Origin of the sequence: Tateyamaria sp. ANG-S1, from assembly GCF_000814025.1 — a bacterium.
In the GTDB taxonomy this organism is placed as follows: domain Bacteria; phylum Pseudomonadota; class Alphaproteobacteria; order Rhodobacterales; family Rhodobacteraceae; genus Tateyamaria.
Genome location: NZ_JWLL01000004.1, coordinates 190,655 through 204,100, shown reverse-complemented (window position 1 = coordinate 204,100; position 13,446 = coordinate 190,655). Strand labels below are relative to the sequence as shown.

13 protein-coding genes and 1 riboswitch are annotated in these 13,446 nt (G+C 61.3%); of the genes, 6 read left to right on the top strand and 7 right to left on the bottom strand.

Going from position 1 to position 13,446, the window contains the following annotated elements; all coding sequences use genetic code 11:
• From RA29_RS07115 to RA29_RS07105, 3 genes are all read right to left on the bottom strand, one after another.
• Positions 1–1,635, bottom strand: coding sequence for a hypothetical protein (locus RA29_RS07115; protein WP_039684421.1), 1,635 nt, complete (start codon positions 1,633–1,635; stop codon positions 1–3).
• A 154-nt stretch (positions 1,636–1,789) separates the two neighbouring features.
• The gene (locus RA29_RS07110; RefSeq protein WP_039684419.1) at positions 1,790–3,025 is read right to left on the bottom strand and encodes an acyl-CoA dehydrogenase family protein; all 1,236 of its coding nucleotides are present in this window, start codon (positions 3,023–3,025) and stop codon (positions 1,790–1,792) included.
• Positions 3,026–3,110: 85 nt separating this feature from the next.
• Entirely contained in the window at positions 3,111–3,941 is an 831-nt protein-coding gene (locus tag RA29_RS07105; RefSeq protein ID WP_039684557.1) for a 3-keto-5-aminohexanoate cleavage protein, read from the bottom strand.
• A 246-nt stretch (positions 3,942–4,187) separates the two neighbouring features.
• Between RA29_RS07105 and RA29_RS07100 the strand changes: the two genes are divergently transcribed.
• The 4 genes from RA29_RS07100 to RA29_RS07085 are packed head-to-tail and all read left to right on the top strand — an operon-like array spanning position 4,188 to position 8,139.
• Positions 4,188–5,615 carry a circularly permuted type 2 ATP-grasp protein gene (locus RA29_RS07100; protein ID WP_039684417.1) on the top strand — a complete coding sequence of 476 codons (1,428 nt, stop codon included), beginning with the start codon at positions 4,188–4,190 and terminating at the stop codon, positions 5,613–5,615.
• A 4-nt stretch (positions 5,616–5,619) separates the two neighbouring features.
• On the top strand, positions 5,620–6,561 hold the full coding sequence (locus RA29_RS07095; protein ID WP_039684415.1) for an alpha-E domain-containing protein: 942 nt from the start codon (positions 5,620–5,622) through the stop codon (positions 6,559–6,561).
• Between the two features lie 4 nt (positions 6,562–6,565).
• Complete coding sequence (locus RA29_RS07090) at positions 6,566–7,366, top strand: transglutaminase family protein (RefSeq protein WP_039684413.1); 801 nt, start codon at positions 6,566–6,568, stop codon at positions 7,364–7,366.
• 38 nt (positions 7,367–7,404) lie between these two features.
• Complete coding sequence (locus tag RA29_RS07085) at positions 7,405–8,139, top strand: proteasome-type protease (RefSeq protein WP_039684412.1); 735 nt, start codon at positions 7,405–7,407, stop codon at positions 8,137–8,139.
• 217 nt (positions 8,140–8,356) lie between these two features.
• Here RA29_RS07085 and RA29_RS07080 read toward each other — a convergent pair whose 3' ends face one another.
• The 4 genes from RA29_RS07080 to RA29_RS07065 all read right to left on the bottom strand — a co-directional run bounded on the left by RA29_RS07080 (position 8,357) and on the right by RA29_RS07065 (position 11,441).
• Complete coding sequence (locus RA29_RS07080) at positions 8,357–9,802, bottom strand: cobyric acid synthase (RefSeq protein WP_039684410.1); 1,446 nt, start codon at positions 9,800–9,802, stop codon at positions 8,357–8,359.
• Positions 9,799–10,272, bottom strand: coding sequence for a hypothetical protein (locus RA29_RS07075; protein ID WP_039684408.1), 474 nt, complete (start codon positions 10,270–10,272; stop codon positions 9,799–9,801). The genes RA29_RS07080 and RA29_RS07075 overlap by 4 nt, the downstream gene beginning before the upstream one ends.
• A 39-nt stretch (positions 10,273–10,311) precedes the next feature.
• Entirely contained in the window at positions 10,312–10,923 is a 612-nt protein-coding gene (gene cobO / locus RA29_RS07070) for a cob(I)yrinic acid a,c-diamide adenosyltransferase (RefSeq protein ID WP_039684406.1), read from the bottom strand.
• Positions 10,924–10,991: 68 nt separating this feature from the next.
• Positions 10,992–11,441, bottom strand: a complete 450-nt coding sequence (locus RA29_RS07065; protein WP_052249519.1) for an HAD family hydrolase — start codon at positions 11,439–11,441, stop codon at positions 10,992–10,994.
• Between the two features lie 240 nt (positions 11,442–11,681).
• Positions 11,682–11,891, top strand: a riboswitch (cobalamin riboswitch).
• A gap of 85 nt (positions 11,892–11,976) precedes the next feature.
• Between RA29_RS07065 and RA29_RS07060 the strand changes: the two genes are divergently transcribed.
• Together RA29_RS07060 and cobW are read left to right on the top strand one after the other, a co-directional pair.
• Positions 11,977–12,351 (top strand): DUF1636 domain-containing protein, encoded by a 375-nt coding sequence (locus tag RA29_RS07060; RefSeq protein WP_039684404.1) that lies wholly within the window; start codon positions 11,977–11,979, stop codon positions 12,349–12,351.
• Position 12,352: 1 nt separating this feature from the next.
• Entirely contained in the window at positions 12,353–13,435 is a 1,083-nt protein-coding gene (cobW, locus tag RA29_RS07055; RefSeq protein WP_039684402.1) for a cobalamin biosynthesis protein CobW, read from the top strand.
• The last annotated feature ends 11 nt before the right edge of the window (positions 13,436–13,446 follow it).

Below are 13,446 nucleotides of genomic sequence, written 5' to 3'. Positions count from 1 at the left end.
TCATCGCTCCATCACCGGCAGCCACCAATCATCCATCTCGGGACGCAGTTCATTTGCCAAAGGTGCGCCCTGTGCCAGCGTGATGCGTGTCCACAGGTCGGACTTTGGATCAAACTTTGTCGCACCAAAGAAGCTGAGCTTGCAGCGCAACATATCAATGGGGCGACAGGTCGCAGCGATCAGATTGTCGCGAATTTCGGCATAGGGATAGCAGGCGAGCAAGGCCACACGGGCGATGGCATGTACGTGTTCAGGGTGCGTCGCGGTGAACGCAGAAACCGGCTCCGATTGCTCCGGCAAGTCCGCATACAGCTTTGCAACGCGGCGCGCGGTATCAAGCGGGCTTTCGAGCTCCGCCCCCGGCTCGGTGAAGCGGTCCCCGAGGCGCGGTTCAAGCTTGGCCGCACTCACATACCAGAAGCGGCCGCAATGCTCGGCTGCACTGTAGTCAAGCCCGAGCGCCCAGGCCCAGTCGCTCGAAATCGCAGCTTTCACTGCGTCCGTATCTCGGAAGGGTGCCACGAGCGCACCAAAGGGATCGCCCATATCAGCGGCAAGATCATCGACATCTTCCGGGCATACCTCAAGCAGCAAGGCGGCCAGTAGTTCTTGTAGACTGGCCGTTTCGCTCTGCGCTGCGTGCCAGAGTGAGGCGAAGGACGCAGGCGCATCGAAGTGGTCTAAAAAACGATCCCAGTCCGCCTCAAGGTGGCGCAGGACCGCGTTGTGCTCCTCTGCCGGGACATGCCAGTCCGCCAAATGCGCGCGGGCGCGGCGCGCCAAGTCCTGCAGGCGATTTATCTGTTCATCTGTGATAGCGGCTCGCCCAATCACACGGGCCAGAGCCGTCTCGCGTGCCTGCATCCAATTATGAAGCAGAACGGGGTGGTTGACGAGAAATGGGGCCATCCCGAGGCCTGTGGCATTTCCGATGCCAATATGGCGGGCCAATCGGGGATCTAGCGCAGCACCCCCGACATGCTGGACAAGATCCAGTGTGAAATGACGGATCAGATAGACCGTCAGCATCTCAGCCGCAAACGGGCCGTCGAGGCCCGGTCGATCCGCAATCAGATTCCTGTCGGCGATCCCGAATTTTCCGTTACCGTAAACAGCCGTGGTGCGCATCAGATAGCCGATGTCGCGGATCATGCGGGGATCGGGCTGCTGCCCGGATTGCAAGGCGGCCACGGTCGCGTCCCACATGCGCATGGACTTGTTGGCGCGGCTCAGGACCAGATCGCGCGGGCCGAAGCGTCCCGCCTCTTGCTTGGGGGCCTGCGTAGCAATCCGGTCAAGGTCGTTGGGACCGGGCACACCGTCAAAAAGGACAAAGGCCGCGTCCCAGGCCGTCGCGATCACACGGTCGCTGCGCTGGTCATCCGGCAGGTGACTAGAGATCGCCACCAAAGAATACGTGTGGTCGCCCAGACTGATGGAGTAGACCGCCTGCCCGTACCCATCGGGCGACATGTCCCAGACGCTTCGCAAAACGGATGCGCGCTCGGTACATAGACGCCGGACAAGAACGCGCAGAAAGGACAACCGCGTCGGCATCATCTGTCCCATGCGCGACAGGCGCATCACCGTTTCGGGTGGGCGCAACGGCACGGGTGAGGGCGCGTGATCCTTCATACATCCGAGCTTTGACGCTTGGCGCGCGTCACGCAAGTGTTTTCCGACGCGGAAAACAGGTGGAAAACGACGCGTTTTCCGGTTGAGCGAAAGACTGGCACGCTGCCCGGTTTCCGCGCCGGAAACCTGACGGAAACCGCGTCGGTTTCCGGTGTTACATCTTTTGCTGCGTGTATTTCTTCAACTCGGCCCGCGCGACCTGCCGCCGGTGCACAGCGTCCGGACCGTCGGCCAGACGCAGCGTACGCTGATGGGTCCAGGCGATGGCCAGGGGTGTATCCTGGCTGATGCCTTGCCCGCCATGCATCTGCACCGCCTCGTCAATCACCTTGAGCGACACGCGGGGGGCCACCACCTTAATCTGGCTGATCCACGGGGCGGCAGCCCGCGCTTCACCCTGGTCCATCATCCACGCAGCCTTGAGGCAGAGAAGCCGGGCCATCTCGATCTCCATCCGGCACTCGGCGATGATGTCATAGTTCGCACCAAGCTGGGCGAGTGGCTTGCCAAACGCTTCCTTGGACAACGAGCGCTTACACATCAACTCCAGAGCCGCTTCGGCCTGCCCGATGGCGCGCATGCAATGGTGAATGCGGCCCGGCCCAAGGCGACCCTGGGCAATCTCGAAGCCGCGCCCCTCACCCAGCAGGATGTTTTCGGCAGGCACGCGGACATCTTTGAAACGGATATGCATGTGCCCGTGGGGCGCGTCATCATGGCCGTAGACCAGCATCGGGCGCAGGATTTCAATACCTTCCGTCCCCGCGGGGACAACGATCATCGACTGGCGCTTGTGTTTGGGCAGGTCGTCCCCACCCGTCTTAACCATGACAATGTAAACCTTGCAGCGCGGGTCCCCTGCGCCGCTGGCCCAGTATTTCTCGCCGTTCAGGACATACTCGTCACCATCGCCGACGCAGCACATCGAGATGTTGGTGGCATCGGAGGACGCGACATCCGGTTCCGTCATCAGATAGGCGGACCGAATTTTGCCTTCGAGCAAAGGCGCAAGCCAGTCGGCCTTCATCTTGTCGGTGCCGTAACGCTCGAACACCTCCATGTTGCCAGTATCGGGGGCAGAGCAGTTGAACACTTCCGCACCAAGAGGAGTTTTTCCCATTTCTTCGGCGAAATGGGCGTATTCGACCGTGGTCAGGCCAAAGCCCTTGTCGCTATCGGTCAGCCAGAAATTCCACAGGCCCGCCGCCTTCGCCTTGGCCTTGAGCCCTTCGAGGATTTCGGTCTGCCGATCAGTGTATTGCCAGCGATCCCCCTTGGCGACTTCGGCGGCGTATTCTTCCTCCAGTGGCATGATCTCGTCCCGGATCATGGTGGCCACCCGGTCCAGCAAATCGCGGTTTTCGGGGCGTAGCGTGAATGACATGTCCATGGGTGATCTCCTCCTGCTTACGGGCAGCGTGGCGGATCAACCGGGCGGTGTCTACTGGATGCGCAAGTGACGCTAGGGCATTTGGTCAGGCGGCGCGCAGGCCTAGGATCGCGCGTGCCTGAGCTGGTGTAGCGACGGGGCGGTCATGCTGGGCGCAAATATCGACCACCCGTTCAACCAGCGCCGCGTTTGACGGGGCCAGCGTCTGCTTATCGAGGCGCACGTTGTCCTCAAGCCCTGTCCTGGCATGCCCGCCGGCGGCCACAGCCCATTCATTCAGAACGATCTGGTTTGCACCGATACCCGCCGCACACCAGGGCGCATCGGGAAAGAGCGTACCCACCGTTTCGACGTAAAACTCAAACACCCGCCGATCCACCGGCATCGCATTTTTGACCCCCATGACAAACTGAACGTAGGGCGTGTCCTTGATCTGGCCTTTGGCGTGCATGTCTGCGGCCCTGAAGATATGGCTCAGGTCAAAAGCCTCTATCTCGGGCTTTACGTCGTGCGTGATCATCTCAGACGCCAACCAATCAACAAGATCCGGTGGGTTTTCATAAACGCGCGTTGGAAAATTGTTCGATCCGACAGACAGCGAAGCCATGTCGGGGCGCAAGGACAGCATGCCGCCGCGCGCCTTGCCCGCCCCCGACCGTCCGCCGGTCGACATCTGCACGATCATGCCGGGGCAATGCTTTTCCACACCCTCCTTGAGCAGCGCGAACTTGTCTGCGTCCGAGGTCGTCGATCCATCATCGTTGCGTACATGGGCGTGGCAGATGCTGGCGCCTGCCTCGAACGCTGCATGTGTGCTTTCGATCTGCTCGGGCACGGTGATGGGGACGGCCGGGTTGTCGGATTTCTGCGGGACGGACCCGGTGATGGCGACGCAGATGATGCAGGGCGCGGACATTGCGATTTCCTCTTGCGTGTTGTGCTGGGGCACAGTTCAGCAAAGCGCTCACCACGTCCAGTCGCGAACGCCACCCAAGTGATGCGATGTTTGGGTTTTTTCCTCCAATCATAGAAGACACCAAGCGCTTGCAAAATGTGCAGAAATTAGGGGCTTCGGGCCTGGTCAGGCACCAAAATCTTGCGTTTTCAGCCCGTTCCGGACAGCCCGGTTGCGATACGGGACAGAATATGCACGCTAAGACCCATGGCAGCAGACCAAAAGTACTTCGACGAAATGTTCGGCCATGGCACCGCAGCGCGTGCCCCCTATGTCGACTACTGCAATTGGTTCAAAGATGAGGACACAGCGCGGCTGTTGTCCAAGTCGGAAGAGGCCGAAGCGTTGTTCCGACTGATTGGGGTCACCTTCAACGTCTACGGTGATCCAGACGCTACCGAACGGCTGATCCCCTTCGACCTCGTGCCTCGCATCATTGCCGCACGCGAATGGGCCAAGGTGGCTAAGGGGATCGAACAGAGGGTCCGCGCCCTCAACGCCTTTTTGCACGACATCTACCACCGCCAAGAGATTGTGCGCGCAGGCCGCCTGCCCGCCGAGATGATCGCGCGCAACGACGCCTTTCTACCCGAAATGATCGGCGTCTCGCCGCCCGGTGACATCTACACGCATATCGTCGGCACCGACTTGGTGCGCACCGGCGACAACGAGTTCTTTGTGCTGGAAGACAATGCACGCACCCCGTCGGGCGTCAGCTACATGCTCGAAAACCGCGAAACGATGCTGCACATGTTCCCGGAGCTGTTCAGCAAGATCAAAGTGCAGTCGGTCAGCCAATACCCCCGCGCTTTGCGCAAATCTCTGGCCGCCTGCGCGCCCGATGCTTGCGATGGTCGTCCAACGATTGCCGTGCTGACGCCTGGCATTCACAACTCCGCCTATTATGAACACGCCTTCCTCGCCGACCAGATGAGCGCGGAACTGGTCGAGGGCCACGATCTGCGTGTGGTGGACGGGCGCGTCGCGATGCGCACGACACGAGGGTACAAACCCATCGACGTGCTCTACCGCAGGGTGGACGACGAATATCTGGATCCGCTGAACTTCAACCCCGACTCGGTGCTTGGCGTGCCGGGGATCATGGATGTCTACCGGGCAGGCGGGATCACCATTGCCAACGCGCCAGGCACGGGCATTGCCGATGACAAAGCGATCTACAGCTACATGCCGGACATCGTTGAGTTCTATACCGGCGAAAAAGCAATCCTAAAGAATGTACCAACACACCGCTGCTCGGACCCTGACGCACTAAAATACGTGCTCGACAACCTGGCTGAGCTGGTGGTCAAGGAAGTGCACGGCTCCGGCGGCTACGGGATGCTCGTTGGCCCTGCCGCCTCAAAGAAAGAGATCGAAGCCTTCCGCGCCAAGCTGGAGGCAAGCCCAGGCAACTACATTGCCCAACCGACATTGGCACTCTCAACGGTCCCGATCCTGACGGACGCCGGGCTCGCGCCTCGGCACGTGGACCTGCGCCCGTTCGTGCTGGTGTCACCGGACCGGATCGATATCACACCGGGCGGGCTGACGCGGGTGGCCCTGACCGAAGGGTCGCTTGTGGTGAACTCCTCGCAGGGCGGCGGCACGAAAGACACCTGGGTGCTGGAGGAGTAACGCAATGCTGGGCAAGACTGCCGGCGGGCTCTTCTGGATGTTCCGCTATCTCGAACGGGCCGAAAACACCGCGCGCATGATCGACGCGGGCCTGCGCATTTCGCTGACACGGTCCAGTGCGGCCGAAAGCGAATGGACCTCGATCCTGTCCTCGACCGGTGCGCGCGCGGCCTATGAGGCCACACACGGGGCCCCCGACGGGCCAAAGGTCATCGACTTCCTGCTGCGCGATCCGAACAATCCCGGCTCGATCATGGCCGGGATCGAATCCGCGCGCATGAATGCGCGGGTCGTGCGCACCGCGCTCACGCGCGAGGTGTGGGAGGCGGTGAACGAGTGCTACATGGTGCTGAAACGCCTGCTGGCGCAGCCGATCGAGGATCGCGACCTGCCCCGCGTGCTTCAGATCATCCGGCAGCGCAGTGCCTTTGTGCGGGGAGCGTTGCACGGCACGATGGTGCGCAATGACATCTACAATTTCGCCCGCATCGGCACCTTCTATGAACGGGCCGACAATACGGCACGCATCATCGACCAGAAATATTACATCCTGCTGCCGTCGGTGAAACTGGTCGGTAGCCCATCGGACAATGTGCAATGGGACACGATACTACGCGCCACATCCACCACGCGGGCCTACCAGACCCTGCACGAGGGGGATGTGGACCCCCGCGCCATCGCCCGCTTCCTCATTCTGGATGGCCGCCTGCCCCGCAGTCTCGCCTTCTGCTACGGCAAGATCGGCGACAACCTGGGATATCTGGAGCAGGAATACGGCATGCGCCACACCTGCCAGTCCCTGGCCGACGCGCTGTGCGCCAAGTTCCGGTCCCATGACATGAACGCCATCTTCGACTATGGTTTGCACGAGTTCATTTCCGACTTTCTGCGCGACAGCGCTGCATTGGGTCGCCAGATCGAGATCGATTACCGTTTCATTGAATAATTCCATGCGCCTGACTGTCCTGCACAAGACCCACTACACCTATGACGCCCCTGTGCCCTACGGGCTGCAACAGATCCGCCTGCGGCCCAAGTCGCGCCCCGGACAGGTGGTCGAGGATTGGCAGATCGACGTGGCGGGCGGACAGGTCGAGGTGTCCTTTGAAGATGAACATGCGAATTCTGTCGACCTCGTCAGCTTCGCCTCAGGCCAGAAAGAGATCGAGATCACCTGTTCCGGCACGGTCGAGGTTGAAGACAAGTCCGGTGTCGTCGGTCCGCAGGGTGGCTATGTGCCCCTGTGGCTGTTTCGGCGCAGCACCTCGCTGACCAAACCGGGCGACCGCATCAAGGGCTTGATTGCTGATGCACCCAGCGACGGGGGCGATCTGGACCGCTTGCATGCGCTTTCGGCACATGTGCTAAGTGCCGTGCCCTATTCAACGGATCAGTCCGCGTCCGATCTAACGGCTGAGGCGGTGATGGAGGCAGGCCACGGCGTCTGCCAGGATCATGCGCATGTGTTCATCACCGCAGCCCGTGCGCTCGGGTTTCCGGCGCGTTATGTCTCGGGCTACCTGATGATGAATGACCGCGTGGATCAGGATGCGAGCCATGCCTGGGCCGAAGCGTATGTCGATGGCCTTGGCTGGGTCGGCTTTGACATCTCGAACGGGATTTCCCCCGATGCGCGATATGTGCGCGTGGCCACCGGCCTCGACTATCGCGACGCCGCCCCTATCTCGGGTTTACGTTATGGTAACGCTGCGGAAGATATGTCTGTGACCTTGCAGGTGCAGCAGCAATAACGCAGATTTGGCCCGACTCGGGCGGGGACACACAAAATATGACATATTGCGTAGGGATGCGGCTGGATGCCGGGCTGATCTTTATGGCCGACACCCGCACCAACGCGGGCGTCGACAACATCTCGACCGTCAAGAAGATGCACACCTGGGAAATCCCGGGCGAGCGGGTGATCGTGATCATGACCGCGGGCAACCTGGCGACGACACAATCCGTGATCTCCCTTCTCGACGAGCGGTCAAAAGCTCCGGAAGAGCGCAAGCCTTCCATCCTGGAAGCCCCGTCCATGTTCCAAGTCGCGCGTGAGGTCGGCCGGACGCTGAAAGAAGTGATTGCGTCCAACGCCACCACCGGCATGGAAGCAGATGGCGCCTTTGGCGCGACGATGATCATCGGTGGTCAGATCAAGGGATCGGAGCCGCGTCTGTTCCTCGTCTATCCTGAAGGGAACTTCATCGAAGCCTCGGCAGACACCCCTTTTTTCCAGATTGGTGAGGCGAAGTATGGCAAGCCGATCATCGTGCGCGCCCATGATCCGGCGATGCGGTTCGAGGATGCTGTTAAACTTCTGATGGTGAGTTTCGATTCCACCATCAAATCCAACCTGTCGGTGGGCCTGCCGCTCGACTACGTGACCTACACCGCCGACAGCCTCTCGATCACCCACGCGGAACGGATCGAGCCGGATGACCCCTATTTCCAGACCGTATCCAACGGCTGGGGCGAGGCGCTGAAGGTTGCCTTTGATCAACTGCCCGAGTTTTCCTTCGACTGATCCAAAGGTCGCCTTGCGGCGACGACATGTTTGAGTTGGGGCTCTGCCCCAAACCCCGAGGTATTTTCGGCCAGAAGAAAGTGCGGGTGCATGTCAGTTGGCAGATAGCTGCAGATGAGCTGGCTTTGCGGCTGACGTCGAAGTGGCCTCCGCGCAACTCAAGGGAAAGCATTAAGAGGCGATTGGCTATGCGGTCGCGTGCGCCTTCTCTGCGACGCTACCGCGCGCAAGCCAAAAGCGCGTTGATGTCCAGATGCTCTTCGAGGTGATCGGCCAGCGCATCCAGCGTCGCCTCAACCGTTGCGGTATAGGACGCATTGCCGGGACTGACATCGAACCCGGCGAGCCAGGCGCGCCGAAACCCGTCGTCTCGGAACATGCCGTGCAGATAGCTGCCAGACACGCGGCCATCGGCGCTGATCGCCCCTTCGTTCTGTTCTGCCACCCGTGCAAAGGGCCGCGCACGGTCTGGGCCGTCACTGCGCCCGATGTGGATTTCATAGCCCTGAAAGCTCTGCCCGCTGGGCATATGCACCGCCTCGACCGTTGTGAGGCGCTTGTCATCGAACATCAGCGTGTCGACCTGAAGCAGACCAAGGCCCGGCGTCGCCCCTGCGGGACCCTCGATCCCCTCAGGATCGTCCACAACCCGGCCCAGCATCTGGAAACCGCCGCAAATACCCAGAACATGACCGTCGCGGCGGACATGGGCCCGCACATCCTCGTCCCAGCCCTGCTGCTTGAGGAATTGCAGATCCCCCCGCGTCGACTTGCTGCCGGGGATGATCACGACATCTGTATCGGCAGGCAGCGGTTGGCCCGCATGCAGCATCGTCAGACGCACGCCCGGCTCCTGCGCCAGCGGATCAAGATCATCGAAATTGGCAATCCGCGACAGCTTGAGGCAAACGATATGCAGCCCGTTCGGACGGTTGGGCGTCGCGATGTCCAGCGCGTCCTCCGCCGGAAGCCGCCACGCCTCTCCAAACCATGGCACGACGCCGAACCCGCGCCAGCCCGTTTGCTTTTCGATCAACGCATAGCCGTCGTCAAACAGGCTGGGGTCGCCGCGAAAGCGGTTGATCAGGAAGCCACGGACAAGGGCGGCGTCCGCCTCGTCAATCACGGCCTGCGTGCCAATCACTTGGGCGATCACCCCGCCACGGTCGATATCCCCGACCAACACAACCGGACAGTCAGCGGCACGGGCAAAGCCCATATTGGCGATATCACCAGCGCGCAGGTTCACCTCGGCCGGGCTGCCCGCCCCCTCGACCAGCACCAGATCGTGATTTGCCTTCAACCGGCTGAAACTGTCCAAAACAGGCGCCATCAGCGATGGCTTCAGCTTTGCATATTCCCGCGCCTTCACGGTCGTCATCCGCTTGCCCTGCACCACAACCTGACTGCCCACATCGGTTTCGGGCTTCAGCAGGACGGGGTTCATGTCTGTATGCGGCTCCAACCCGCTGGCCATCGCCTGCAGGGCCTGCGCCCGCCCAATCTCGCCACCGTCAACGGTCACGGCGGCGTTGTTCGACATGTTCTGCGGCTTGAACGGGGCCACCGACAGCCCGCGTTTTCGGGCGGCACGGCATAGTCCGGCAACAAGCATCGACTTGCCGACATTGGATCCGGTGCCTTGGATCATCAGGGCCGTCATTCCATGGGCTCCAACTTGCGCCGCATGACAAAGACGACCCCTGCAATGCCCCAAAGCGCAAGCTCGATGAGCATGATCCAATGCAGGACAAATGACATCACCCAATGATCCTGTGTTGGTGGCACAATCACCAAAGGACCCGAAAACGAAAAATCACCCCACCCCCATGACACCGGACCGGCAATTGTATCCAGCACCATGTGCAAAAGAGCGCCAAGGGCCACCCCGATCAACAAACGTGACGTGAGTACGAGCCCAAAGAACAGAATGGCCGCCCAAAGCGTCGGGTCATGCGTAAGGTACGTGTGATGATGCACCGCGCCACCGTCCACGACATGGAACCAAAGCATGTCCAGATCAGGTACAACAGCACCCGCCATGATCGCCCAGAACATCACCGGATCACGGAAGAAACTGCGGTCCAGCGCAGAGGCCAGCAAGTATCCCGCAGGTAAGTGACCGATGATCATAGACGACCCCTCGTAGGGCGCACGCGCCGTGCGCCCGGATCAGAACTCGACACCTTTCTGTGCCTTGACCCCAAGATCCTTGAACGGGTGTTTGACCAGCGTCATCTCGGTGACCAGATCCGCCGCCTCGATCAATTCAGGCTTGGCATTCCGACCTGTCAGCACGACGTGTGTCATCGGGGGTTTTTCATTCATTAGGAAATCAAAAACCTCGTCGATGTCCAGATAATCATAGCGCAGTGCGATGTTGATCTCGTCCAGCAAAACGAACTGTATCTCGGGATCAAGGATCTGTTCCTTGGCGATCCGCCAGCCGTTCTCGGCCGCCGCAACGTCGCGTTCGCGGTCCTGCGTTTCCCAGGTAAAGCCTTCGCCAGACACGAAGAACCGGCACTCATCGCTGAATTTCTCGCGCAGAAACGTCTTTTCCCCCGTATCCCAGTTCCCCTTGATGAACTGAACAACCGCACAAGGCATCCCGTGCGCAATGCAGCGCATGACCATTCCGAAGCCCGAGGATGACTTGCCCTTGCCTGGCCCCGTATGAACGATGATCAGGCCTTTTTCCTCGGTCTTGGTCTCCATCATCTTGTCGCGGGCCGCCTTGATCTTCTTCATCTTGGCGTTGTGGCGTTCGGTGATGTCGTCCATGGCGTCCTCCGGGGTTTCGCACCTGTTGGTGCCATCATTTTGCGGCAGGTGCCAGAGGGGGCCGGAAATCAGGCCACCCGGTCCAGAAAGGCACTCCGGCCATCGCGGGTCTGATCCGTGAAGTGAAAGGCATCCCACCCTCGGGCCTGTGCCGCGTCAACGTTGCGCTTGGTGTCGTCAATCAGGACATGGGCCGGGGTTGGTGCCTCGCTCCAGTCCTCGATATGGGTGAAGTACTCCGCATCAGGCTTGGCATGTCCGATCCGACCCGAGGCAAAGATGCGCTCGACCCGACTGCCGAAGCCCATCTGGTTTTCAATGTAACCCGCGCGTCGCGGCTCATTGTTCGTACCGATCACGTGGCGCACGCCAGGTCGGTTCAGGTGCGCCAACACCTCTGCATCCGGCAAAGCGTCCTTGGCAAACCAATAGGCCATGAACGCATCCGCATCGACGTCATGTCCTGCAAAGTCGATCCACTCCACCAGCTCCGCCCGCAGGTCTGCCTGCCCGCGCATGACCCTTCCGATGCGGTCGGGGTGAAACAAATGGCGCGCCAGTGCCGCCAACTCAATGCCCTAATCTGCCATCAGCGTGTCGCCCCAGACAAATCGGCCTGCCACGATATTGGCGTTCAGCACGCCGTCAAAGTCCCAGACGATGATCTTTTGTGACATGGCGCACTCCCTCTGCGACCAAAATAGGACAAGCGCCGCGCCGTCACCATCCCGAACACGCTTGACTCTGTTTGCACCGCCCCGCACTACAGTCGTGTTGGTGCCCGCGGTTCGCTGTGGGTGAAAAGGGAATGCCGCGGGTCGAAAGGCCCAAACGCAGCCGCCCCCGCGACCGTGACCGGAAAGGGTGCTCCACGCCACTGGCCAAGGGCCGGGAAGGCAGGGCAGCCGCAGAGGCAAACGCCTCGGGATCCGCAAGCCGGGAGACCTGCCAGCCAAAGAAGGACGAAACCGGACGGGGTGTGCCGGGTGTCGGGACACCACGGCCATTCGCCGCCCGCCATCTGCCATGCCGTCCCCGCGACTGGGAAATGAGATGGCCGAATTGCCCCCCGTAGAACTCTTGGTCTGCGTCAAATGCCGCCGCGAGCTGGACGTGCCCGAAGACGGCACACGCCCCGGCGAAGCGCTGCATGCCGAACTGGCAAACCGCACCATGCCCGAAGGCGTGACACTTAAAGCCGTCGAATGCCTGTCCAACTGCTCCTCCGGCTGCTCGGTCGCCGTGCGCGGCGGTGCCCAGCGCTGGACTTATGTCTATGGCAACCTGATGGAGAACCGCGACGCCGACATGGTCGTCGAAGGTGTGTCGAAATACGCCGCCACCCCTGACGGCCTCGTTCCCTGGCGCGAACGCCCCGAACATTTCCGCAAAAACTGCATCGCCCGCATCCCCCCGCAGGAGTTCTGATATGGCCAACCTCAACAAGACCCCCGTCACCGTCATCACCGGTTTTCTCGGCTCCGGCAAGACAACTCTCGTCCGCCACCTGATGCAGAACCCGCAGGGCAAGCGCCTAGCCATCGTGGTCAACGAGTTCGGCGACGTGGGCGTGGACGGCGATATCCTCAAATCCTGCGCCATCCCCGACTGCCCCGCAGAAAACATCATGGAACTGGCCAACGGCTGCATCTGCTGCACCGTGGCCGACGACTTCATCCCGACGATCGAGGCGCTCATGGCCCTCGACCCGCAGCCCGAACACATCCTGATCGAAACCTCCGGCCTCGCGCTGCCCAAGCCCCTTCTCAAGGCCTTCGACTGGCCCGACATCCGCAGCCGCATCACGGTCGACGGCGTGATTGCACTCGCCGATGCCGAAGCGGTTGCCGCAGGCCGGTTCGCCCCCGACGTGGCCGCCGTCGATGCCCAGCGCGAAGCGGACGACAGCCTCGACCACGAAACCCCGCTGTCGGAAGTGTTCGAAGACCAGATCAGCTGCGCCGACATCATCCTGCTGACCAAACCCGACCTCGCCGGCCCCGATGGCGTCGCCAAAGCCAAGGAAATCATCGCCGCCGAGGCCCCCCGCCCATTGCCCGTCGTCGAAGTGGCCGAGGGCGTCGTGGACCCCCGCATCGTACTGGGACTTGAGGCGGCAGCCGAAGACGACATGGACGCCCGGCCCAGCCATCACGAGCATCATCACGACCACGATGACGACCACCACCATCACGACCATGACCACGACGACTTTGACAGCGTGATCATCGACATCCCCGAAGTGGACGATCCCGCAGACCTCGTCGCTCGCATCGAAGCCATGGCGAAGACCCGGAACATCCTGCGCGTCAAAGGCTACGCCGCCGTCACCGGCAAGCCCATGCGCCTGCTCGTGCAAGCCGTCGGCGCCCGCGTCCGCCACCAATTCGACCGCCCCTGGGGTCCGAACGAAGCGCGCCAGGGCCGTTTGGTCGTGATTGCAGAACATGACGACGTGAATGCGGCAGCGATCCGGTCCGCATTGACGGATGTTCCGGCAGCCGCCGAATAGGAACCGCCCAC

What these genes read in the sequence shown, in the direction of transcription:
- RA29_RS07065 (WP_052249519.1), bottom strand. Translation starts at nt 11,441, where the DNA reads ATGCGCGGGCAGGCAGACCTGCGGGCGGAGCTGGTGGAGTGGATCGAC.
- RA29_RS07075 (WP_039684408.1), bottom strand. Translation starts at nt 10,272, where the DNA reads ATGATCATCGGTCACTTACCTGCGGGATACTTGCTGGCCTCTGCGCTG.
- RA29_RS07105 (WP_039684557.1), bottom strand. Translation starts at nt 3,941, where the DNA reads ATGTCCGCGCCCTGCATCATCTGCGTCGCCATCACCGGGTCCGTCCCG.
- RA29_RS07100 (WP_039684417.1), top strand. Translation starts at nt 4,188, where the DNA reads ATGGCAGCAGACCAAAAGTACTTCGACGAAATGTTCGGCCATGGCACC.
- RA29_RS07090 (WP_039684413.1), top strand. Translation starts at nt 6,566, where the DNA reads ATGCGCCTGACTGTCCTGCACAAGACCCACTACACCTATGACGCCCCT.
- RA29_RS07085 (WP_039684412.1), top strand. Translation starts at nt 7,405, where the DNA reads ATGACATATTGCGTAGGGATGCGGCTGGATGCCGGGCTGATCTTTATG.
- RA29_RS07095 (WP_039684415.1), top strand. Translation starts at nt 5,620, where the DNA reads ATGCTGGGCAAGACTGCCGGCGGGCTCTTCTGGATGTTCCGCTATCTC.
- RA29_RS07115 (WP_039684421.1), bottom strand. Translation starts at nt 1,635, where the DNA reads ATGAAGGATCACGCGCCCTCACCCGTGCCGTTGCGCCCACCCGAAACG.
- RA29_RS07060 (WP_039684404.1), top strand. Translation starts at nt 11,977, where the DNA reads ATGGCCGAATTGCCCCCCGTAGAACTCTTGGTCTGCGTCAAATGCCGC.
- cobO (WP_039684406.1), bottom strand. Translation starts at nt 10,923, where the DNA reads ATGGACGACATCACCGAACGCCACAACGCCAAGATGAAGAAGATCAAG.
- cobW (WP_039684402.1), top strand. Translation starts at nt 12,353, where the DNA reads ATGGCCAACCTCAACAAGACCCCCGTCACCGTCATCACCGGTTTTCTC.
- RA29_RS07080 (WP_039684410.1), bottom strand. Translation starts at nt 9,802, where the DNA reads ATGACGGCCCTGATGATCCAAGGCACCGGATCCAATGTCGGCAAGTCG.
- RA29_RS07110 (WP_039684419.1), bottom strand. Translation starts at nt 3,025, where the DNA reads ATGGACATGTCATTCACGCTACGCCCCGAAAACCGCGATTTGCTGGAC.